Consider the following 19,951-nt stretch of genomic DNA (forward strand, 5'->3'; position numbering starts at 1 on the left):
AACCTTAGTGAACTTTGCTGAGTAGAACGCCTTTGCGAACCTTAAAAACAGTTAGTAGTCAATAAATCTTTGCGTTCTTTGCGTTAAAAATAAAATTATCAAAAACAGATGTTAATTTTAATTCAAATACCCATTAAATAGAGCGAATCTATTAATCTCCTCTTTTTAAAATCAAATTTTACGTCTACCTTTATTCTATTCAAATTTTTACACTCAAATTATTAAACAAATAAAAAGATTTATGGATTCAGCAAATAACGCATCATTTCACGAAATTTTTAAAAGCGAAAACGAAATTTCCGAAGAATATAAAGCTCCCGAAATTCACCAACGAACCTATCTTCTCAATGGCGAACTGGTAGAGTGGAGCGGAGAAGTCACCAATATTTATTCTCCCATCTGTATTCCCACAGAAAACGGTTTGGAAAGAAAACTCTTGGGAAGTATTCCAAATATCGGCCCAAAAGAAGCGATGGAAGTTCTTGAAGCTTCTGTAAAAGCTTATGACAATGGTCTTGGAGAATGGCCTACAATGTCGGTTGAAGGTCGTATCAAATGTATGCAGAAGTTTGTGTACTTAATGATCGAACAACGAGATCTGATCATTAAATTATTAATGTGGGAAATCGGAAAAACGTTACCAGATTCAACCAAAGAATTCGACAGAACAGTAGATTATATCAACCAAACCATTGATGCTTTAAAAGATTTAGACAGAGAATCTTCCCGTTTCCAACAGGCGGAAGGAACGATTGCTCAAATTCGTCGCGCTCCACTTGGCGTTGTGTTGAGTATGGGGCCATTTAATTATCCTTTAAATGAAATTTTCACAACATTGATTCCTGCTTTGATTATGGGAAATACGATCTTGTTTAAACTTCCTAAACATGGCGTTTTGGCGCATTATCCATTGTTAAATGCTTTCAAAGAAGCTTTCCCGAAAGGAACGGTGAATACTTTGTACGGAAAAGGGTCAGAGATTATCACCCCAATCATGGAAAGTGGAAAAATTAATGTTCTGGCTTTCATCGGTTCAAGTAAAGTCGCCAACGGATTGAAAAAACTTCATCCAAAGGTGAATCGTTTAAGGGCTATTTTAAGTTTAGATGCAAAAAATGCAGCGATTGTTACTAAAAATGCTGATCTGAATGTTGCGGTGAGTGAATGTATTTTAGGCGCGCTTTCTTTTAACGGTCAACGTTGCACGGCGCTTAAGTTGATATTTGTTCAAAAAGATGTTGCAGAAGAATTTACTCAAAAATTAACGGCTGCAGTTTCGGCTTTAAAAGCCGGACTTCCGTGGGAAAAGGACGTGAAAATTACACCACTTCCGGAAGTAAATAAACCACCTTATCTGAAAGAATGTATTGATGATGCTTTGGCAAAAGGAGCGAAAGTTTTAAATGAAAACGGAGGTTATAACGAAGAATCTTTCGTATTTCCAGCTGTTGTTTATCCCGTGAACAGTGATATGAAACTGTATCATGAAGAACAATTTGGCCCAATAATTCCAGTCGTTCCTTTTGAAGATATTGATGAGCCGATCGAGTATCAGGTAAATGCAGATCATGGAATGCAGGTGAGTATTTTCAGTGAAGATCCGTTGGAAGTTTCAAAATTAATTGATCCTTTTGTGAATTTGGTAAGCCGTGTTAATATTAATTGTCAGGCTCAGCGTGGCCCCGATGTTTTCCCGTTTACAGGAAGAAAAGACAGTGCAGAAGGTACGCTTTCGGTTTTTGATGCGCTTCGTTCGTTCTCGATCCGATCTTTGGTGGCTGCAAAATTAACTGACTCTAATAAAAAATTATTGAATACAATTGTAAGAGAACATGATTCTAATTTTTTAAGTACAGATTATATTTTTTAAATTAAAACTGACTAATTCTTAAATCATAAAAGAGTAAAATCTTTTGTGGAGATAAATAAAAAGTCCGATAGAATACTTTCTGTCGGGCTTTTTTTATTAATTTTCAAAAAAACTGTAACATTATTTTCAAAACTGAACTAACTCTATAGAGTAAAAAGCCATGACCTCATTAGAACAGGAATTTTTAGCTAAAATTGAAAAACATAAAGGAATCATTTTCAAGATTTCTAAAATGTATATGGATGAAAAAGACGATCGCGACGATCTTTTTCAGGAGATCACCTATCAGGTCTGGAAAGCTTATTCAAACTTTAGAGGCGAAAGTGAATTCTCAACCTGGCTGTATAGAATTGCTCTTAACACCGCAATTGTTTTCTTAAAATCAGAGAAAAAAAGAAGTTTTATTGCTAATGAAGATTTTTCCAATTACAAGATCATTCAGGATGAATATGATCATGATAAGGAAGAAAAGCTGGCTGAAATGTATAAAGCAATCAATCAGTTAAATCCAATCGATAAAGCTTTTATTTTCTATTATCTTGAAGATTTTTCAGGTAAACAAATTGCCGAACAAATGGGTGTTTCTGAGGTAAATGTGAGAGTGAAAATGAACCGCGCCAAAAATAAACTGAAAGATATCTTAAATTCAAAATAGACGAGTTGCGATATTCGGGATTCGAGTTTGATTTGAATTTGTAACCCTCGCATCTCGCAACTCATTAACAAAAAAATAACTCATTATGAATATAGACGAACTAAAAAATGCATGGAATGAAGATGACATTTTTGAAGAAACTCCCGAAATAAGCATTGAACAGAAGAATAAAATCAATCTTCCGCTGGAAAAAATGCGCAAAAATATGAGAATGGAATTTTTATCAACCATCGGAATATTTATCTTCGGATTTATGGTTGTTTGGATTCCTATTCCTGAAGCACCGTTTAAATTTAAATTTTATATCACCATATTATTGGCTTCAATGGCTATAGTGACATTTTTTTTCTTTAGTAAATTTTTCAAATTATATAAGGAAATGGGAAGCCCAATGTTGAAAACCTATGATTCTTTGAAGGATCTTCTCTATCAGTTAAATCTAAATAAACAGTACTATGTTTCATTTTATCTGAGTTTTGTGCCGTTTTTGGTTTGTGAACTCATTATCGTTATTGAGTGTATCCCTCATCCACAGCCTTTATCGGATATGCAGATTGCCACAACACTTATCGGCTCTGTTTCAATTGGATTATTCATGTTATATCTCGTTGGAAACTGGTGGTTCAAATATTTTTACGGTAAGCATATCACCAAAATTGAGAATCTTTTGAAAGAATTGAATCAATAAATAGTTTCGGCGGGCTGAAAGCCCGCCGAAACCGTTAAATTATCATTTTAAATTTTCTTTCTCTTTCTCAATTTCACTTTTTATCCAATCTAGCTGAACATCTTTTTTCTCAATAATATCCTGCAAAGTCTGCGGAATGACAATATTAGGAATAACTCCTTTTTGAGTATTAGAAAGGATAATATTCGGATTCACAAGAAGCAAACCTATCGGTAATGTCAGCCTTGAATTGGGAAGAACCTGATAAGAATAAAATCCGGCCACGCTTCCATCATTGGCTCCGCCAGTTTCTTCTCCCACCAGAGTGGCGCGTCTATCATATTTTAATTTAGAACTGAAAATGGAGGATGAAGAAAAACTTCCACCATTTACCAAAACGAAAACTTTCCCCTGAAAAGCATCTTTATTGGGTTGGGTTACGTGGTCGGCTTTAATTTTATAGTAAGATTTTCCATCTTTTCCTTTGTAGGTATTGAGGGCTTTAAGAAAAACATAGGTTGGATAAGTTACCCCTTTTACGGCATATTCTAAAGCTGAACTTTTCTTAAAGTAATTGGTTTTTAACGGAGTAAGACTTGAATTAAGCTGTGAAGGCTTTATCAACACAAAAGGCTGAGTAGCAATATAGGAATACAGTTCATTAATCTCTTCCAAAGAACCTCCGTAATTGTTACGAATATCAATGATGAGGTTTGATGTTTTAGCATCCTTTATTTCAGCGAAGGTATTTTTATAGAATTTATCAGAAGCTGAATGGGAGAATTTTTTGATTTTTAAATACGCTGTAGAATTATTTTCATCTAAAAATTTAAAACTCCTGTTGAACGAATTATTGCTTGTTGATGGCATTGTTTTTTTCTTTTCACCACACAAAATTGGTTCTTCTTCTCGATGGAGAATGAAGGTCTGTTTTTGATCGTTATAGGAAGTTTCAATTTTTGCACTGTTCAGAATTCCATTTTCTAAAGTATAGAAATGGAAGAACATATCTTTCAGATAATAAGGCTGAAAAGTGGTGTTGAAGCCGTCACTGCTTATTAATTTTTTATATTTTTCAATATAAAGAGAAACGGGAATATCATTAATGCTGATCAGCTCTGTTCCGGGTTTTATATTGTGTAAAGAATCCTTATTTTCAACAATATATAAATGATTATCCTGAATACGGTATCTGAAACGCGTAAACAAACGCTTTTTGATCTTTAAAATATCTTCCTTAGAAAGTTCATTAGGAGATTGCAGAGAAAGATGTCCCTGTCTGATACTCGTAATAATAGGTTGTAACCTGAAATAAAATTGTGTTGGGGTAAGAGGTTTATCAAGAGTTTGTTTTAAACTGTCGATTTTATGATCTAAATCTTTTTGTGAAATATACTGATAAAGCTGAGGATGCATTTGCTTGAGTTTATAATAAGCAAAATCTACATCTTGTTTAAGTTTTTCGGACGAAATATAATTATCCTGCTGATCACGCTGCTTTCTTGCAGAAGAACAGGAAGCCAGAATGATGATAATTAATATTACCGAATAGTTTTTCAATGTGTTTGAGTTTTTTTCAATCGGCTAAATTAAAAGGTTTACAATTACCATTCAATAAATGAGTAATAAATTATTCAAAATAGATTATAATTTTAGTTAAAAATAAAGGATTCTCGTTTCCCAATCGTCATGTAATATTAAAAGTTATACATTTGAACCCTATTTTTTCAAGAAAATGATCTATATAATTATCACAGTTGTCGTTTTATTAGTCGCGGCATATTTCATAGTAACCGGTCAGGAAGTTTTTGGTGAAGCGCCTAAAGGCAAGAGATTGGAACGTGTGAAACAATCTAAGTTATACAAAAACAAGCAGTTTCAAAATCTTAGTTATACTCCATCAATCACAGAAGGGTACGGAATGACAACCGTATTATATGATTTCTTTTTTGCTAAAAAAGATCCTTTATTGAAACCGTTAAAGCCTATTCCATCCGTTCATACAGACCTTAAAAGTATTCCGAAAAACGAAGATGTTTACATTTGGTTGGGGCATTCGTCGTATTATATTCAGACAGATGGCGTTTCTTTTTTGATAGACCCTGTTCTCAGTAAATATGGTTCGCCATTCAAATTTTTCAATAAAGCTTTTGCGGGATCAGATATTTTTAAGCCTGAAGATATTCCGAATATTGATTATTTAGTAATTACACACGATCATTTTGACCATCTGGATTATCCGACGGTAAAATCTATAAAAGATAGAGTAGGAAAGGTGATTCTGCCATTGGGCGTTGGTGCTCATCTTGAAAGATGGGGGTATAAAGAAAACCAAATTATTGAAGATGAATGGGGATCTTCTTTTGATTTGAAAAATGATCTCAAAATAACTTTTACGCCTGCAAGACACTTCTCAGGCAGAAATGTAAAGAGAAATGGAACACTTTGGACCTCTTATGTATTAGAAACTCCGATGAAGAAAATATTTTTAGGGGGCGACAGCGGTTACGACACACACTTTAAAATGATTGGTGAAAAATATGGACCATTTGATTACATCATCATCGAAAACGGACAATACAACGAAGCCTGGAAATACATTCACGGACTGCCGGAAGATGTAGTTCAGGCATGTTTAGACCTAAAAGCTAAAAATGTAATTCCGGTTCATTCTTCAAAATTTGCGTTGGCACTTCACGCTTGGAATGAACCTTTACAAAAAATTACAACTCTCGGAAAAGACAAAAATCTACATATTCTTACGCCAATAATCGGTGAAACTGTTGATTTAAATAAAACCGACAATCAATTTAAAGTTTGGTGGGAAGATTAATTTAGGCGTGCCAAATATCTTTATATCTGGCGGGATGATTTTCAAACTGCTGTCTTACAAAATCACATTCAGGGTCTACGAGTAGATCCTTTTCTTCGGCGTAGCGTACCAATTCATCCAGAAGCAACTTGGCAAATCCATGACCCTCATGCTCTTCATTAAGTTTAGTATAATAAACAATGAGAAGCCTGCCGTCGATTTTTATAGACATATAGCCTGCCTTTTTTCCATCAATTAATATCTGCAATTCATCTTGATATGGAGATATTTCGAATTTTATATTTTCCATAATGATTAAGATTTGGGTTGAATGAATATTGAATTCGAAATTTATTTTCAAACTTCTTTCCTTTAAAATTACAAATTTAAAATGAAACTGAAATACAAAAAGCGCAAGCATTCGTGTAATTTGTGAAAAATTTATTAATGATATTAGTATTTAAATAAAAGCACTGTTTAATTTTAAAACACTAAAACACTAAAACACTAAAACACTAAAACACTAAAACACTAAAACACTAAAGCCCCAACCCATCAGCCATTTGTGAAATGTTTAACAAAGATTGTGAAGACGTTGTATTGATTTGGCATTTTAATTGAGAATACTATTATAGTAAAATTTAAATAAAATGAAAAAGATATTATTAGCAGCGTTTTTTGTAGGAACTTTTAGTCTTAGTTATGCACAATCAGAATACTACAATGATTATAGAAGAAGTGTGACAGATGTAAATTGGCAGACCGTGGCTGTAGATTTATTATTGTCAAAAACACAGACAAACGAGTTAAATTCACTCAACGACAGGTACCACGATTATAACTCTTTTAATAGGGTATACGTAAACAATCCGGACAGATGGAAAGAAGACAGATATTCTGAAATTGAAAGGATTTTAGGTAGAGAAAAATATCAGAAATTCAAAACTAAATATTATAAAGGTCAAAACCCTACGGCTGTTTATAACAGAAATAAAAACAACGACAAACGATATAAACACATGACCAAAAAATCCAAAAATTATAAACAAGATAACGGAAAAGGTCACAAACATTAACCTATTATCAACTATATATTCAATTTTTAACTTGACTGGTCGAAAGATCGGTCATTTTTTTTATAATCATTATTAGCAATCTGATATAATCAAAAAATCTTTGTGAAATTTGCTAAGTAGAACGCCTTTGCGAAGTTAAAATCAAAGGAATCATTTATAAAAAAACTTTGCAGACTTTGCGTTAAAAAAATTATTACCAAAAGCAATATTCATTTTTTTGATACTACATCTTGTTTGAATTTTATAACTTTGAATCATGGAAACATCAGAAACAATAAGCGAATTTTACGAGCGTAATGTAAATAATATAACTTTCAAAGGCGCTACAACTCCGGGAATTGGGCATTTTAATGTCTTTAGCCGAGACGATTGTTCATTGATAACACCTTACAGCCGGAGAGATTATTATAAAATTTCATTAATCATCGGAAAAGGAAAACTTCATTATGCGGATAAGTGGATTCATGTTGACAGACCTGCATTATTGTTTTCAAATCCCGTGGTTCCTTACTCTTGGGAAGCTGATAATGAGGATCAAACGGGTTGGTTTTGCCTTTTCTCGGATCAGTTTTTGCAAAATGGAAACCGTTTGGGAAATCTGCAGGATTCTCAGCTTTTCAAAATTGGTGGAACACCGATTTTCTTTGTTGATGATGAACAAAAGAAGTCAGTTTCTGAAATTTTCCAAAAAATGATGGTTGAAATTCAGTCAGATTACATTCATAAATACGACATGCTTCGCGCTTATCTCCATCTTTTGGTACACGAAACGATGAAAATAAACCCTGCCGAAAATTTTGAACATTATCAGAATGCTTCACAAAGAGTTGCTTCATTATTTATGGAATTGCTTGAAAGACAGTTTCCAATTGATAGTCCAGAGGCTTATCTTAAACTGAAAACTCCAACTGATTATGCAGAAAGTCTTTCCATTCATGTCAATTCATTGAATCGTTCTGTAAAAGAAATTACGGGTAAAACGACAAGTCAGCAGATTACTTCAAGAATAATTCAAGAAGCAAACGCATTATTACAGCACACAGATTGGAATATTTCTGAAATTGCTTATGGATTAGGTTTTGAAGAACCTGCCTATTTCACCAATTATTTTAAAAAGCAAACCGGGCTTACTCCAAATTCATTAAGAAATTCTCTTGTTTGATTTTTATAATTCTTAGTTTGAATTCTATATAAAATATTAAAAGTTCTTGTTCTAATTTTGTTCTTATAATTTAAAATCACAATCAATTATGAAATTCAGAAAATTAGGAAACACAGGAGAGCAGTTATCTGCTATTGGTTTAGGATGTATGGGAATGAGTTTTGCGTATGGACCCGCAGACGAACAGGAAAGTATCAACACTTTACATAAAGCGTTGGATCTTGGAGTCAATTTTTGGGATACTGCTGATATGTACGCAAACGGTGAAAATGAAAAACTGATCTCAAAAGTTTTGGTTCCGAATCGTGATAAAATCTTTATTGCTACAAAATTCGGATTCAGGTTTAAAGACGGAAAAGCTAGTCACAGCGGGGCTCCCGGAACTTATTTCGATGGCTCTCCGGAATGGATCAAAAAAGCAGTAGATCTAAGTTTACAAAGATTAAAGATTGACGAAATAGATCTTTATTATGCACATAGAGTTGACCCAAATATCCCTGTCGAAGAAACAGTTGGAGCGATGTCTGATCTGGTAAAAGCAGGTAAAGTAAAATATCTTGGTTTATCGGAAGCTTCACCGGAATCGATTAGAAAAGCTAATAAAATTCATCCGATTACGGCTTTGCAGTCAGAATATTCTATTCTTACGAGAGATGTAGAGAAAGAAATTTTATCCACTATCAGAGAACTTGGAATTACGTTGGTACCTTATTCACCTTTGGCAAGAGGTCTTTTTGCTAATATCAATGAAGCTCAAAACTTCGGCGATGATGATTTCAGAAAATCTCTTCCGCGCTATCAAAATGAGAGTTTGGAAAATAATAAAAATTTAGCCAAAGAATTCAATGATTTAGCTGAATCTAAAGGAATAAAAGGAACGCAGTTGGCCTTAGCTTGGGTTCTAAATCAAGGCGAAGACATCATTCCAATTCCGGGAACAAAACGTATCAAATATTTAGAAGAAAATATTGCAGCTACGAATATTGAGCTTTCTCAATCTGATCTTGATACCATTGATTCTATCTTGAAAAAATATCCAAATATTGGTGAAAGATACAGTGAAGGTTCTATGAAGTTGGTGAATAATTAAGTGAAAATTTTAATTTGATAATTAAAAAACACCATTTAAACCATGAACAGAAGAGAACTTTTAAAAACAGGAATATTGGCGGGAACGTTGAGTATTATTCCATTTTCCAATGCTTTCGCGGCCACCAATGAACCAAAATTGAGTCTAGAAGATGATCTTTCAGGTTTTAAAAAGATAAAATTGGGGGAGCTTGATCTATTCATTTTAACGGATGGATTTATTCATGAGAAAAATTTAGAATCTTTTGCTCCGAGAGGAAATGTTTCAGAATTAAAATCAATTCTTAAAGATAATTTCCGATCCGATGAATACGTAGATATGGCGATGAATGTTCTGTTGGTGAAAACAAAAAATAAACTGATTTTACTAGATGCCGGAATAGGAATCTTCGCTGATGAAAGAACCGGATTTTTAGTTAAAAGTCTTCAAAAAGCAGGGTTTTCACCAAAAGATATTACAGATGTTTTCCTTTCTCATGCACATCCTGACCATATTGGCGGAGTGGTTGATAAACAAAATAAACTTGTTTTTCCAAACGCCAATATTTTCATTTCAAAAGTTGAACATGACTTTTGGATGCAGGCGACGATTAAAGACTTCAACAACAGTATTTTAAAAACTGTGCCAGATGTACTTAAGCAGATTATTCCGGGTATTCAGAATGTATTGAAAGCTATTCAGCCAAAGTTAAAATTTTACGATTTAAATAAATCTTTATATGATAATTTTAACTTTCAATTAGCACCCGGACATACACCAGGTTTAACGGTTATGACGATTTCTTCGGGCAACGAGAAACTACTTTATATCGCAGATTTAATTCATTCTGATGTCATTCTTTTTCCGCATCCGGATTGGGGATATTTCGGAGATACAGATCTTGATATTGCGATCGCATCACGTAAAAAACTGCTTCAGCAATTGGCTGAAACCAAAATCAGAGCTTTTGCTTATCATTTGCCTTGGCCAGGATTAGGTTTTACAAAGAAAAATGGTAATGCTTTTGAATGGTTTCCAGAAGTATTTATGAATTAAATTTTCAACCCATTATTAAAACAATAAATCCTCTCATTGCTGGGAGGATTTATTTTAACATAAGAAAAGTTGATATTGTTACATATCGTTGTGCAATAGTAGAGACGGATGAAATTTATTTTTACTTTAAATTTTTTCAAAAATTAATTCCTGAGGATAAATTTTTCTAAATAATAGGTAAGTCATTGAAAGTACTGTAAATGCCACGATCGCATCAATGGTTGAAGCAAATCCGAGAACTGCAATTTTAGAAAAGAATGCGAAAATAATATCGAAAAACATTCCTGCAAAAACCCATTCTTTCAACCTTAACAATCTGTTTGGAAGTAAAAGAACGATCACTCCCGCCAGTTTAAATATTCCAAGGATGTAAATAAAATGGGATGGATAGCCTAACTGAAGCGTAATGTCCCAAACCACAGGATTTTTTGTCAGTTCAAAAAAGCCACTCGCTCCAAACCAAAGAGACATAAAGATTGCGCCTGACCAATAGATGATTTTTGATGTTTTTGTTTTCATAATTTTTATTATTTTAAGGTTGTTTATTATTTTTATTTGTTGTTGGATAATCGCAAAGGCGCAAGGGATAGTTAATAATATTCCGTTTTAAGGCGCAAGAAAATCGGAGATTTTAAATAATTTCTTGTCACGTCGTCAATTTTATCGCAGATAAAATCTTTGCGCCTTAAAGCTGTATGAAAAGTGAAAACCTTGCGTCTTTGCGTTTAAAACCGTGAAAATTATTTATTGAAATAAAGCTTTCGTAGAGCTTACAATTTCCCCGCTTTTCGTATTCTGAACCAATCCGATTACCTCCCAATCATTCGTATTGAAATTATTAGGAAGTGGAAATTTTATAGTTCCTTCCGCGCTATTTAATAAAACCGGATATTGTTTTTGAACGATCTGCCAATGCTGTAGATGCCTGCCTTCATTTTCGCCTCCGCCAACATTGGTTGACGAATTTTTTTCTACAAAAGTGATCAAAAGCTTATTTTTAGAATTCAACGCTGAAATTTTATAATCAAAAGTGATTTCTTTAGAAATAATTTTAGCTTTTAAATCAATTGTAATGTCTTCTGAACCAAATAAAGCATTGGAAATAGCATTTTCTACAGCGTTTTTATCAGAACCTACGAATTCACTTTTTCCATTAACAACAAGTTGTGGAGTGTACACCTGAGAACTTAATTTATTGCTGTAATCTTGCTGACGTTGAGAGTTTTGAGGACTACTGAAACGATCTTTCCAGCCCAGTTTATTCCAGTAATCAACATGGTAAGCGAGAATATAAACAGGCTTGTCTTTGTATTCTTCTGCAATTTGCCCCATCAAAGCATCGGCAGGCGGACAGCTTGAGCAGCCTTCTGAAGTGAACAATTCCAGGACGGCAAAACCGTTGTTTTTGGATGATAAATTGTTATGGGATTCTTCAGTTTTATTCTTGTAAACAAAAGCGGAGACTATGAACATCAATGCTATAAAAGCGGCTGTTCCTATTAAGTTTTTTAGTATCATTTCTTTTAATTTGATTCAAAAGTAGACACCTTTTCGACGCAAAAGAATACAAAAAAGGTTCAACCGGACAAATTGCGAGGTGAACCTTGAAAATATAAAACTGAAATTTTTTAAGTATTAACGATCTTCTAGCCAAGTGAAAAAACTGTGTGATTTTTCTTTATTAATTAAGAGCTGTTCGGGAGTTTCAACGGTTAATTTAACGAGAATTTTTCGCTGAAAATAATGCTCCATTTCTTTGATTGCAGTGAAATTTATAATGTATTGTCGGTTAACCCTGAAAAATTGTTTTTGAGAAACCTGTTCTGCAACTTGTCCTAACGTTTGACTCAGCTGAAATTGCTGTTTATCAAAGGTCATAAGATGTGTAATTTCATTATGAATATAAAAATAAGCAATGTTTTCTGTTGGAATTGTTGTGTATTTTTGATTTTTAAAAACTAAAAAACTGGTTTTACCACTCGATTGTGGCTGATTAATCTTTTGCAGAAGCGCTTCCAATTCAGGTAATTCATTTTTTTGAAAAAACGTCTTTAATTCGTCTACTTTTTTTAAGGCTTCGGCAATATCGTCTCGCGAAAATGGTTTTAAAACATAATCTACGCCTTTACTTTTAAAAGCATCCAGCATATATTGGTCAAAAGCAGTACAAAAAACTACCGGAAAGGTAATTTCTACTTGCTTGAAAATTTCAAAAGAAAGTCCGTCTGAAAGTTGAATGTCCATAAAGATCAAATCAGCTTTGATGCCTTTTGATAAAGCTTCAACGCTGGTTTCAATGCTGTCGTAAACATCAATGATCTTGGAATCAGGTTTTAATTCTAACAATAAATTTTGAAGTGATTTAGCTGCTCGAAATTCATCTTCAATAATGATTATATTCATGGATAAAAGGTAGTTTTATTTGGAAAATTTTCTCGTCGTCAAGAATGTTGATCTCTTTTTCTAACAGATGTTTGTAACGCATATTGACGTTATTTAAGCCAACTCCCAAAGAATCTTCAGGAATCATTTTCCGCTGAATCGGGTTTTCAATAATGATTTTATCTTCGGTATTATAAATCTTAATATGTAAAGGTTTGCTTTTCGAAACAATATTATGTTTAATACAATTTTCAACTAATAATTGTAATGTAAAAGGCGGAATTAATGTTTTTAAAACTTCATCATTTAATTCATTAGTAAATGTAATTCCTTCACCAAAACGCGCTTTTTGCAGGAAAAGATACGAATCCAAAGTTTTCATTTCTTCCTGAACGGTGATAAGATCTAGTTTTCTGCTTTCTAAGGTAAAACGATAAAAATCAGAAAGTTTCATAATGAAATCAACAGATTCTGAATCCTGAGTTTCAACCATTGATTTTAAAGTATTTAAGCTGTTAAAAAGAAAATGAGGATTGACCTGTTGTTTTAACAATTCATATTGAGCACCAAGATTATCACTTTTCACTTTTTCCAATTCAAGCTGAACTTGTTGACCTGCATAATTGTTTTGAAGCAACGTTAAAAACATATAGCAAACAAGGTTGATTAAAATCCCACGAACCTCAATCATTAGCATAGTTGGACCAAAATTAATATGTGATAAAATAAGCTGTTGAATCCAAGCCAAACCAAACATTATAACCATCCCGAAAGCTAAAACAATCATCAATCTTGAATAAGAAATATTCTGTCTTCTTTTCCCTGAATTCCGATTTAGCATATAAATGTTGAGGTACCACATAATCACTGAAAATGCCGATGTTATAGCCGAATTAACGATAGCTTCTTTCAGGTTAAAGTCATGCGACGCCAATTGCGGAACAGAAGATAATATCCCTAAAAACAAGGAACTTATCCAAATGATGGCTTGTGAAATTTTTATTTTTTGTTGTTGCATGACAACTGTAGATTTTAAAGAGGTTAAGTTAATATTTTTAATTATTATTTTGTCAATTGTGAATAGTCAATTTGCTTCGCTCGTGAATTGTTGGAGTCTTATAGATTGACTATTCACAAGCGAAGCAAAATTCACCATTTACTAAAAAATTATTAAGGTCTTACGACGGGTTTATAACTCATGATATATTGTATTCTTTCTTCTTTATTGGGTTGAATGTTTTCAGTTTTTGACGTATTCTGTATTTGATAAGAAATTTTTCCGGTTTTATCTGTCTTAATGGTTTCTACGCTTAAAAGCTCACCGCTTATAGTTCCTCCGATGTATTGTGGATTTTCGTGATATTTCCAGGTGACTAACTTTATCACAGAACCAATTTTTGGTTGATTATTTTCACTTGATAATGATTCTAAAGCTTCTTGATTTCCATACAAAGCTGATGATGTTTCTTTTGTTATATTTAATGATGTTGAAATGAATTTCAAATTCCCCGGATCAAAAACAACACGTTTTAAATCTTTATCCGGTTCGTCAATTTTACACGCAGTGAATAAAGCGCAAACTGATAGGATGATGAATAGTATTTTTTTCATTATTTCTGAAGGTTTTTAATTAATCTTTCTATATTTACTTTCATTGGAACATCAAATAAATATCCTGTTTTTTCAGCTAATTGACGATGGCAAGCAATACATGATTCTTTGGCAAACGAAGCTGTTTTTCCTGTTGGATGAAGGTCTTTTCCTGAAAATTTTGCAAATCCCCAACCTTCGGTATCAGTATATTTTTCAGCATCTTTGACCATGAATTGAGCATTGACAAATTCTCCCGCTCTCACTTCTCCATCAGGTAATTTTTCCTGTTTCCAAACAGATTTTACAACGATACTTCCGTTTGGCCAAGGATGAAAATTTTCTGTTTCGATAGCTTTTACTGCAATATTATTTCCATAAATGACACGGATTGAATTATCGAAAAGTGTACTCATGCTAATGACTTTCCAGTTTTTGTAATCGTCTGTATATTTTACTCCGTTTGGAGAAATCAGAAATTTTGAAAATGTTTTATTTTCTGAAATTTCGATATTTTGATGAATATCTTTCAATTCGTTTTTTGCGGGAGCAACACTGGATAGTGAAAGGGTATATTTTTTAATCGTTTCAACATCTTTTGTAGTAATTTTTGCAGAAGGATGAAGTAATGTGTAATTGTGAAGTGGCATTTTTCCGCTTTGCATCATATTTAAAATGGCATACATTTTACCCTGATGTTCACCTGCAGAATAATTCCATTCCGAAAAGTTCAAAACTTCTCTGGCTCTTTTTACATCTTTATTGACTGCCCAAGAAATTGGAGCAATTTTATCATACCAACTTAAATTCGGCTGATTTGAATGACAATTAAAACAAGAGTTTTCTAAGATGGTGAGAACTTCGCGGGGCGCTTCGATTTTTTTTGCAACAGATTTCCCTTCTAAAGGTTGGTTGAAAAGCTGTAGAGCTGTAAATAGTCCTATAATCAACAAAAATGCTAGGGCTATAGGCTTTACTTTTCGTTTTTTGTTTACTGAGTCCATATTATATCATTTTTTATGGCTCAAAAGTAGAGTCTTAAGTAAGATTTTAAAATCTGAAATTAGGTGAACCGGACAAATGAATAGGTGAAAATGGAAATTTTGAGGTTTAAAAAGTAAGGAAGTTTGAAGCTGGATGCTGGAAGTTTAACGATGTGTAAAATCTTCCCTTTTCCAGCTTCCTTTCTTCCTACTTACAACAACATTCCGCCGTCAATAACGATTTCTGTTCCAGTCATGAAGCTTGAGACGTTGTCATCAGACAGATAAACAACCAACTTAGCAACATCTTCTGCCGTTCCCATTTTTTTCAAAGGAATAGTGTCGATCAGCCATTCGTTGATACCTTTCAGTTTTTCTTCATCTAAACCTGCTTTCGACATGATTTCCGTTTTTGTCGGTCCCGGACTTACTATATTTACTCGGATTTTTCTTGGTGCCAATTCCGCAGCGGCCGTTTTTGCAATTGAATTTAATGCTGCCTTACTTGCCTGATAAACCGAACTGTTGGGTTTGTAGGTTGATGCGACAATCGAAGATAATAAAACAACAGAAGCCCCTTCATTCAACAAAGGAATGAATTTATTTAATGTAAAATATGCTCCCCTGAAGTTGATGTTCATTACATTATCAAAATTCTCAACACTCATGTTTTCAATAGGAATTAAACCTCCTGTCACTCCGGCATTGATAAATAATATATCCACTTTTCCGTATTGATTTTCGACTTCTTTTTGTAATGTGTCAAGATCATCAAGATTTGACTGATCCGCCACAAAAGGAATCGCTCCCAATTCTTCAGCTGCCTTTTCAATAGCTTCTTTTCTTCTTCCTGTGATGATTACTTTTGCTCCTTCAGAGATTAATTCTTTTGCGGTCGCATAACCAATTCCACTGTTTCCACCAGTTACAATGGCTAGTTTGTTACTAAATTTGTTCATTGCTTTTAAATTTTTGACAAAGTTATTTCAAATTGATATACTTTTGTAATCAGTATCACAGAGTATATCAATATCATCAGTTATATCACGTAAATTTGCAGACATGGAAAGAGATCAAACCGAAGAGTTGAGAGCATTACAGGACACCCTTTATTTTATTGGTGGAAAATGGCGAATTCCTGTTATTAATGCCATTTGTAACGGCAACAAACGTTTTCGTGAAATTGAAAGAAGCATCCCTGGAATCACAACAAGAATGCTATCAAAGGAATTGAAAGACATGGAATTAAACAAATTGGTCAAACGAAATGTTTACCCTGAAACTCCTGTTTTAATTGAATATGAGCCGACTGAATATTGCAGAACGTTTGGAAATATTATTGCGGAAATGATTAATTGGGGAAGAGAACATCGGAAAGTGATTGTAGAGGATAAGATTTAGTTTTTAAACACAAATGACACAAATATTTTTCACAAATAGCACAATTTATAAAGGCTTTATAGCATCGGGCTTTAGCCCGTTTAAATAAAATGAAAAATCAAATTGGCTTTAGCCAAAACTTAAAATATTTGCTTAGATTCCTCCGGAACGACAAACTTCACGGTCACTTTTATTGTGTCATTTGTGAAAAATATTAGTGATTATTTGTGTTTCAATTAAACTAAAAAAGCCCCTTAAAAAGGAGCTTTTCATTTATATTAAATCTGAAAATTAAATTCCGTCAATAATTTCATTTAAAACTGTACTTGGTCTCATTGCTTCATACGTTTTGTATGTATCAGTTTTGAAGTAACCATCAATATTTTGAGGTTTACCTTGAGCACCAATTAATTCAGCATTAATTACTTCTTCGTTTTCCTGCATTGCTTCTGCAACCGGAGCAAATTGTGCAGCTAAATCAGCATCAGCAGTTTGATTTCCTAACGCTTCAGCCCAATACATTGCTAAATAGAAGTGAGAACCTCTGTTATCGATTTGTCCAACTTTTCTTGCAGGAGATTTGTCTGTCGCTAAGAATTTAGCATTTGCTTCATCCAATGCATCAGCTAAAACCTGAGATTTTGTATTCCCTTGAGTTTGTGCTAAATGCTCTAAAGAAGCCTGTAGAGCCAAGAATTCACCTAGAGAATCCCATCTTAAATACCCTTCTTCCAAAAATTGTTCAACGTGTTTTGGAGCAGAACCTCCGGCACCCGTTTCGAACAAACCACCACCATTCATTAATGGAACGATAGAAAGCATTTTTGCAGAAGTTCCAAGTTCAAGGATTGGGAAAAGATCCGTTAAATAATCTCTCAATACATTTCCTGAAACAGAAATTGTATCTTTTCCTTCTCTTGCTCTTTTCAATGTTTCCGTCATTGCGTCTTTAACATCAAGAATCTTAATATCAAGTCCGTTTGTATCATGATCAGCTAAATATTTTTCAACTTTTTTGATCATTTCTCTGTCGTGAGCTCTTCCTTTATCCAACCAGAAAATAGCAGGAGTTTCAGAAAGTCTTGCTCTGTTTACGGCTAATTTTACCCAGTCCTGGATTGGAGCATCTTTAGTCTGACACATTCTGAAAATATCTCCGTTTTCTACTTTTTGAGAAAGAAGAACATTTCCAGCTTCATCCTGAACTTCAATTGTTCCTTCAGCTGTAGCTTGGAAAGTTTTGTCGTGAGATCCGTATTCTTCAGCTTTTTGAGCCATTAAACCAACGTTCGGAACTGAACCCATTGTTGTAGGATCTAATTTTCCGTGTGCTTTCATGTCGTCAATTACAGACTGATAGAAACCTGCGTAAGAACGATCCGGAATGATACAAACTGTATCTTCTTCTTTTCCTTCCTTGTTCCACATTTTTCCTCCGCCTCTTACCAAAGCAGCCATAGATGCATCAACGATGATATCAGAAGGAACGTGGAAATTTGTAATTCCTTTGTCAGAATTTACCATTGCCACTCTTGGTCCATTTGCTAAAGCAGTTTCAATATCAGCTTTAATGTCAGCTTCCTGAGCATTTCCTTTGATTTTATCGAAAAGATCAGCAAGACCGTTGTTTGGATTCACATCTAAAGACTTGAACGTTTCAGCATATTTAGTGAAAACATCTTTGAAGAAAGTTTCTACGATCGCTCCGAAAATAATTGGATCAGAGATCTTCATCATCGTAGCTTTCAGGTGAGCAGAAAGAAGTACGTTTTTGTTTTTAGCTTCGTCGATAGCCTGTTGAACGAAAGCTCTTAAAGCGTTTAAGTTCATTACAGAAGAATCGATAACTTCTCCAGCCTGAAGACCTGCGAAATCTTTTAATAAAGTTTCAGCACCGTCATTTCCTTTGAAAACGATTTTATATTTTGTAGCATTTTCAAGCGTGGTAGAAGTTTCAGTTCCGTAGAAATCTCCGTTGTCCATGTGAGCAACGTCAGTTTTGCTATCAGAAGCCCAATCTCCCATTCTGTGAGGGTTTGCTTTTGCATAGTTTTTAACAGCTTTTGGAGCACGTCTGTCAGAGTTTCCTTCTCTTAACACAGGGTTTACAGCGCTTCCTAATACTTTAGCATATTTAGCTTTAATTGCTTTTTCGTCGTCATTTTTAGGCTCTGCAGGATAGTTTGGAATTGCGAAACCTTTAGACTGTAATTCAGCGATAGCCGCATCTAATTGAGGTGCAGAAGCTGAAATATTGGGTAATTTGATAATGTTTGCATCCGGTTGAGTAGCCAATTGACCTAATTCTGCCAATGCATCACCGATCTTCTGATCATCTTTCAAAAATTCTGGGAAGTTTGCTAAAATTCTCCCTGCCAAAGAAATATCCGGAACTGCAATCTCAATATTAGCTGATTTTGTAAAAGCTTTTACAATCGGTAAAAACGAGTGTGTTGCCAACATTGGAGCCTCATCCGTAAGGGTGTAATAGATTTTTGATTTGTCTGACATTATACTGTTATTTGTTATTTGAAATTTTAAGTTCCACAAATTTAGTTAAAATTTAATTTTTTTAGATTAATCCTAAATAAGAATTTCCACTTTAAGATTAATTTAACCTTTGTTTCATTAAAAAAGTTTTGATTTTCATTAAATTTGAAAAACCTTAAAAAATAAATTATGTCAAATATTACCTTAAAAGGAAACGCAGTAAACACAATAGGAACTTTACCATCAGTGGGAACTACCATCAGAGATTTTGCTTTGGTAGATTCTGGTTTAAATGTAAAAACATTGGAAAACTTTGACGGAAAGAAAAAAGTTTTCAATATTTTTCCAAGTATTGATACTCCGACTTGTGCATCTTCTGCAAGAAAATTCAACGAAGAAGCTTCAAGCTTAGAAAATACTGTTGTAATCAATGTTTCTAAAGATTTACCGTTTGCATTAGGAAGATTCTGTGCAGCTGAAGGACTAAATAATGTTGAAACGCTTTCAGATTTCAGAAGCAGTTTCGGTGATGATAATGAATTAACGATCTCAGATTCTCCATTGAAAGGACTTTTAAGCCGTGCTGTAATTGTAACTGATGCTGATAATAAAGTGGTTTACACAGAGCAGGTTTCAGAAATTGCTGATGAACCAAATTATGATGCAGCTCTTTCAGCTTTAAAATAATAAGGAAATAATAATTTTTCTATAGAAAGCCTTGTGAAATATCTTACGGGGCTTTTTTGTGTGAAAATAATT

General features: G+C 33.7%; 20 protein-coding genes. 10 read left to right on the top strand and 10 right to left on the bottom strand.

Annotation, left to right across the window (positions count from 1 at the left end; all coding sequences use genetic code 11):
- The first annotated feature begins 241 nt into the window (after positions 1-241).
- The 3 genes from A0O34_RS17195 to A0O34_RS17205 all read left to right on the top strand — a co-directional run bounded on the left by A0O34_RS17195 (position 242) and on the right by A0O34_RS17205 (position 3,213).
- Positions 242-1,870, top strand: a complete 1,629-nt coding sequence (locus A0O34_RS17195; RefSeq protein WP_066757345.1) for an NADP-dependent glyceraldehyde-3-phosphate dehydrogenase — start codon at positions 242-244, stop codon at positions 1,868-1,870.
- A gap of 160 nt (positions 1,871-2,030) precedes the next feature.
- Positions 2,031-2,525: an RNA polymerase sigma factor gene (locus A0O34_RS17200; protein WP_066757354.1), complete on the top strand. Its 495-nt coding sequence runs from the start codon at positions 2,031-2,033 to the stop codon at positions 2,523-2,525.
- A gap of 85 nt (positions 2,526-2,610) precedes the next feature.
- Positions 2,611-3,213 (top strand): hypothetical protein, encoded by a 603-nt coding sequence (locus A0O34_RS17205; protein WP_066757358.1) that lies wholly within the window; start codon positions 2,611-2,613, stop codon positions 3,211-3,213.
- 42 nt (positions 3,214-3,255) lie between these two features.
- Here the strand turns inward: A0O34_RS17205 and A0O34_RS17210 are convergent, their stop codons facing one another.
- Positions 3,256-4,752: a S41 family peptidase gene (locus tag A0O34_RS17210; RefSeq protein ID WP_066757360.1), complete on the bottom strand. Its 1,497-nt coding sequence runs from the start codon at positions 4,750-4,752 to the stop codon at positions 3,256-3,258.
- 175 nt (positions 4,753-4,927) lie between these two features.
- Between A0O34_RS17210 and A0O34_RS17215 the strand changes: the two genes are divergently transcribed.
- Entirely contained in the window at positions 4,928-6,025 is a 1,098-nt protein-coding gene (locus A0O34_RS17215; protein ID WP_066757365.1) for an MBL fold metallo-hydrolase, read from the top strand.
- Between the two features lies 1 nt (position 6,026).
- Here the strand turns inward: A0O34_RS17215 and A0O34_RS17220 are convergent, their stop codons facing one another.
- Positions 6,027-6,365 (bottom strand): GNAT family N-acetyltransferase, encoded by a 339-nt coding sequence (locus A0O34_RS17220; protein ID WP_228394305.1) that lies wholly within the window; start codon positions 6,363-6,365, stop codon positions 6,027-6,029.
- Positions 6,366-6,654: 289 nt separating this feature from the next.
- On the opposite strand from A0O34_RS17220, the gene A0O34_RS17225 reads away from it, so the two are divergent.
- The 4 genes from A0O34_RS17225 to A0O34_RS17240 all read left to right on the top strand — a co-directional run bounded on the left by A0O34_RS17225 (position 6,655) and on the right by A0O34_RS17240 (position 10,367).
- Positions 6,655-7,080 carry a hypothetical protein gene (locus A0O34_RS17225; protein WP_066757367.1) on the top strand — a complete coding sequence of 142 codons (426 nt, stop codon included), beginning with the start codon at positions 6,655-6,657 and terminating at the stop codon, positions 7,078-7,080.
- A 256-nt stretch (positions 7,081-7,336) separates the two neighbouring features.
- Complete coding sequence (locus A0O34_RS17230) at positions 7,337-8,242, top strand: helix-turn-helix domain-containing protein (protein WP_066757370.1); 906 nt, start codon at positions 7,337-7,339, stop codon at positions 8,240-8,242.
- A gap of 88 nt (positions 8,243-8,330) precedes the next feature.
- A complete protein-coding gene (locus A0O34_RS17235) occupies positions 8,331-9,332 on the top strand; it encodes an aldo/keto reductase (protein ID WP_066757372.1) in 1,002 nt (333 codons plus the stop codon).
- Between the two features lie 42 nt (positions 9,333-9,374).
- A complete protein-coding gene (locus A0O34_RS17240; RefSeq protein ID WP_066757376.1) occupies positions 9,375-10,367 on the top strand; it encodes an MBL fold metallo-hydrolase in 993 nt (330 codons plus the stop codon).
- Positions 10,368-10,493: 126 nt separating this feature from the next.
- Here A0O34_RS17240 and A0O34_RS17250 read toward each other — a convergent pair whose 3' ends face one another.
- The 7 genes from A0O34_RS17250 to A0O34_RS17280 form a co-directional block, all read right to left on the bottom strand.
- Complete coding sequence (locus A0O34_RS17250; RefSeq protein WP_066757382.1) at positions 10,494-10,886, bottom strand: DoxX family protein; 393 nt, start codon at positions 10,884-10,886, stop codon at positions 10,494-10,496.
- 225 nt (positions 10,887-11,111) lie between these two features.
- Positions 11,112-11,885, bottom strand: coding sequence for a DUF1223 domain-containing protein (locus tag A0O34_RS17255; RefSeq protein ID WP_066757385.1), 774 nt, complete (start codon positions 11,883-11,885; stop codon positions 11,112-11,114).
- A gap of 117 nt (positions 11,886-12,002) precedes the next feature.
- Positions 12,003-12,770: a LytR/AlgR family response regulator transcription factor gene (locus A0O34_RS17260; protein ID WP_066757387.1), complete on the bottom strand. Its 768-nt coding sequence runs from the start codon at positions 12,768-12,770 to the stop codon at positions 12,003-12,005.
- Positions 12,751-13,767, bottom strand: a complete 1,017-nt coding sequence (locus tag A0O34_RS17265; RefSeq protein ID WP_066757388.1) for a sensor histidine kinase — start codon at positions 13,765-13,767, stop codon at positions 12,751-12,753. The genes A0O34_RS17260 and A0O34_RS17265 overlap by 20 nt, the downstream gene beginning before the upstream one ends.
- A 152-nt stretch (positions 13,768-13,919) precedes the next feature.
- On the bottom strand, positions 13,920-14,360 hold the full coding sequence (locus A0O34_RS17270; RefSeq protein ID WP_066757390.1) for a hypothetical protein: 441 nt from the start codon (positions 14,358-14,360) through the stop codon (positions 13,920-13,922).
- Positions 14,360-15,343, bottom strand: a complete 984-nt coding sequence (locus A0O34_RS17275; protein ID WP_066757393.1) for a heme-binding domain-containing protein — start codon at positions 15,341-15,343, stop codon at positions 14,360-14,362. Before A0O34_RS17275 ends, A0O34_RS17270 begins: the two co-directional genes overlap by 1 nt.
- A 191-nt stretch (positions 15,344-15,534) precedes the next feature.
- Positions 15,535-16,281 carry an SDR family oxidoreductase gene (locus A0O34_RS17280; protein WP_066757395.1) on the bottom strand — a complete coding sequence of 249 codons (747 nt, stop codon included), beginning with the start codon at positions 16,279-16,281 and terminating at the stop codon, positions 15,535-15,537.
- Positions 16,282-16,384: 103 nt separating this feature from the next.
- Between A0O34_RS17280 and A0O34_RS17285 the strand changes: the two genes are divergently transcribed.
- Positions 16,385-16,723: a winged helix-turn-helix transcriptional regulator gene (locus A0O34_RS17285; RefSeq protein ID WP_066757398.1), complete on the top strand. Its 339-nt coding sequence runs from the start codon at positions 16,385-16,387 to the stop codon at positions 16,721-16,723.
- A 270-nt stretch (positions 16,724-16,993) separates the two neighbouring features.
- On the opposite strand, the gene A0O34_RS17290 is transcribed toward A0O34_RS17285, so the two are convergent.
- The gene (locus A0O34_RS17290) at positions 16,994-19,213 is read right to left on the bottom strand and encodes an NADP-dependent isocitrate dehydrogenase (protein WP_066757400.1); all 2,220 of its coding nucleotides are present in this window, start codon (positions 19,211-19,213) and stop codon (positions 16,994-16,996) included.
- A gap of 168 nt (positions 19,214-19,381) precedes the next feature.
- On the opposite strand from A0O34_RS17290, the gene tpx reads away from it, so the two are divergent.
- Complete coding sequence (gene tpx, locus A0O34_RS17295) at positions 19,382-19,879, top strand: thiol peroxidase (RefSeq protein ID WP_066757403.1); 498 nt, start codon at positions 19,382-19,384, stop codon at positions 19,877-19,879.
- The last annotated feature ends 72 nt before the right edge of the window (positions 19,880-19,951 follow it).

Origin of the sequence: Chryseobacterium glaciei (assembly GCF_001648155.1) — a bacterium.
Classification (GTDB): domain Bacteria; phylum Bacteroidota; class Bacteroidia; order Flavobacteriales; family Weeksellaceae; genus Chryseobacterium; species Chryseobacterium glaciei.

Excerpts from the sequence above, each read along its gene's own strand:
- A0O34_RS17195 (WP_066757345.1), top strand. The coding sequence starts at position 242 with ATGGATTCAGCAAATAACGCATCATTTCACGAAATTTTTAAAAGCGAA.
- A0O34_RS17200 (WP_066757354.1), top strand. The coding sequence starts at position 2,031 with ATGACCTCATTAGAACAGGAATTTTTAGCTAAAATTGAAAAACATAAA.
- A0O34_RS17205 (WP_066757358.1), top strand. The coding sequence starts at position 2,611 with ATGAATATAGACGAACTAAAAAATGCATGGAATGAAGATGACATTTTT.
- A0O34_RS17215 (WP_066757365.1), top strand. The coding sequence starts at position 4,928 with ATGATCTATATAATTATCACAGTTGTCGTTTTATTAGTCGCGGCATAT.
- A0O34_RS17225 (WP_066757367.1), top strand. The coding sequence starts at position 6,655 with ATGAAAAAGATATTATTAGCAGCGTTTTTTGTAGGAACTTTTAGTCTT.
- A0O34_RS17230 (WP_066757370.1), top strand. The coding sequence starts at position 7,337 with ATGGAAACATCAGAAACAATAAGCGAATTTTACGAGCGTAATGTAAAT.
- A0O34_RS17235 (WP_066757372.1), top strand. The coding sequence starts at position 8,331 with ATGAAATTCAGAAAATTAGGAAACACAGGAGAGCAGTTATCTGCTATT.
- A0O34_RS17240 (WP_066757376.1), top strand. The coding sequence starts at position 9,375 with ATGAACAGAAGAGAACTTTTAAAAACAGGAATATTGGCGGGAACGTTG.
- A0O34_RS17250 (WP_066757382.1), bottom strand. The coding sequence starts at position 10,886 with ATGAAAACAAAAACATCAAAAATCATCTATTGGTCAGGCGCAATCTTT.
- A0O34_RS17255 (WP_066757385.1), bottom strand. The coding sequence starts at position 11,885 with ATGATACTAAAAAACTTAATAGGAACAGCCGCTTTTATAGCATTGATG.
- A0O34_RS17260 (WP_066757387.1), bottom strand. The coding sequence starts at position 12,770 with ATGAATATAATCATTATTGAAGATGAATTTCGAGCAGCTAAATCACTT.
- A0O34_RS17265 (WP_066757388.1), bottom strand. The coding sequence starts at position 13,767 with ATGCAACAACAAAAAATAAAAATTTCACAAGCCATCATTTGGATAAGT.
- A0O34_RS17270 (WP_066757390.1), bottom strand. The coding sequence starts at position 14,360 with ATGAAAAAAATACTATTCATCATCCTATCAGTTTGCGCTTTATTCACT.
- A0O34_RS17275 (WP_066757393.1), bottom strand. The coding sequence starts at position 15,343 with ATGGACTCAGTAAACAAAAAACGAAAAGTAAAGCCTATAGCCCTAGCA.
- A0O34_RS17280 (WP_066757395.1), bottom strand. The coding sequence starts at position 16,281 with ATGAACAAATTTAGTAACAAACTAGCCATTGTAACTGGTGGAAACAGT.
- A0O34_RS17285 (WP_066757398.1), top strand. The coding sequence starts at position 16,385 with ATGGAAAGAGATCAAACCGAAGAGTTGAGAGCATTACAGGACACCCTT.
- A0O34_RS17290 (WP_066757400.1), bottom strand. The coding sequence starts at position 19,213 with ATGTCAGACAAATCAAAAATCTATTACACCCTTACGGATGAGGCTCCA.
- tpx (WP_066757403.1), top strand. The coding sequence starts at position 19,382 with ATGTCAAATATTACCTTAAAAGGAAACGCAGTAAACACAATAGGAACT.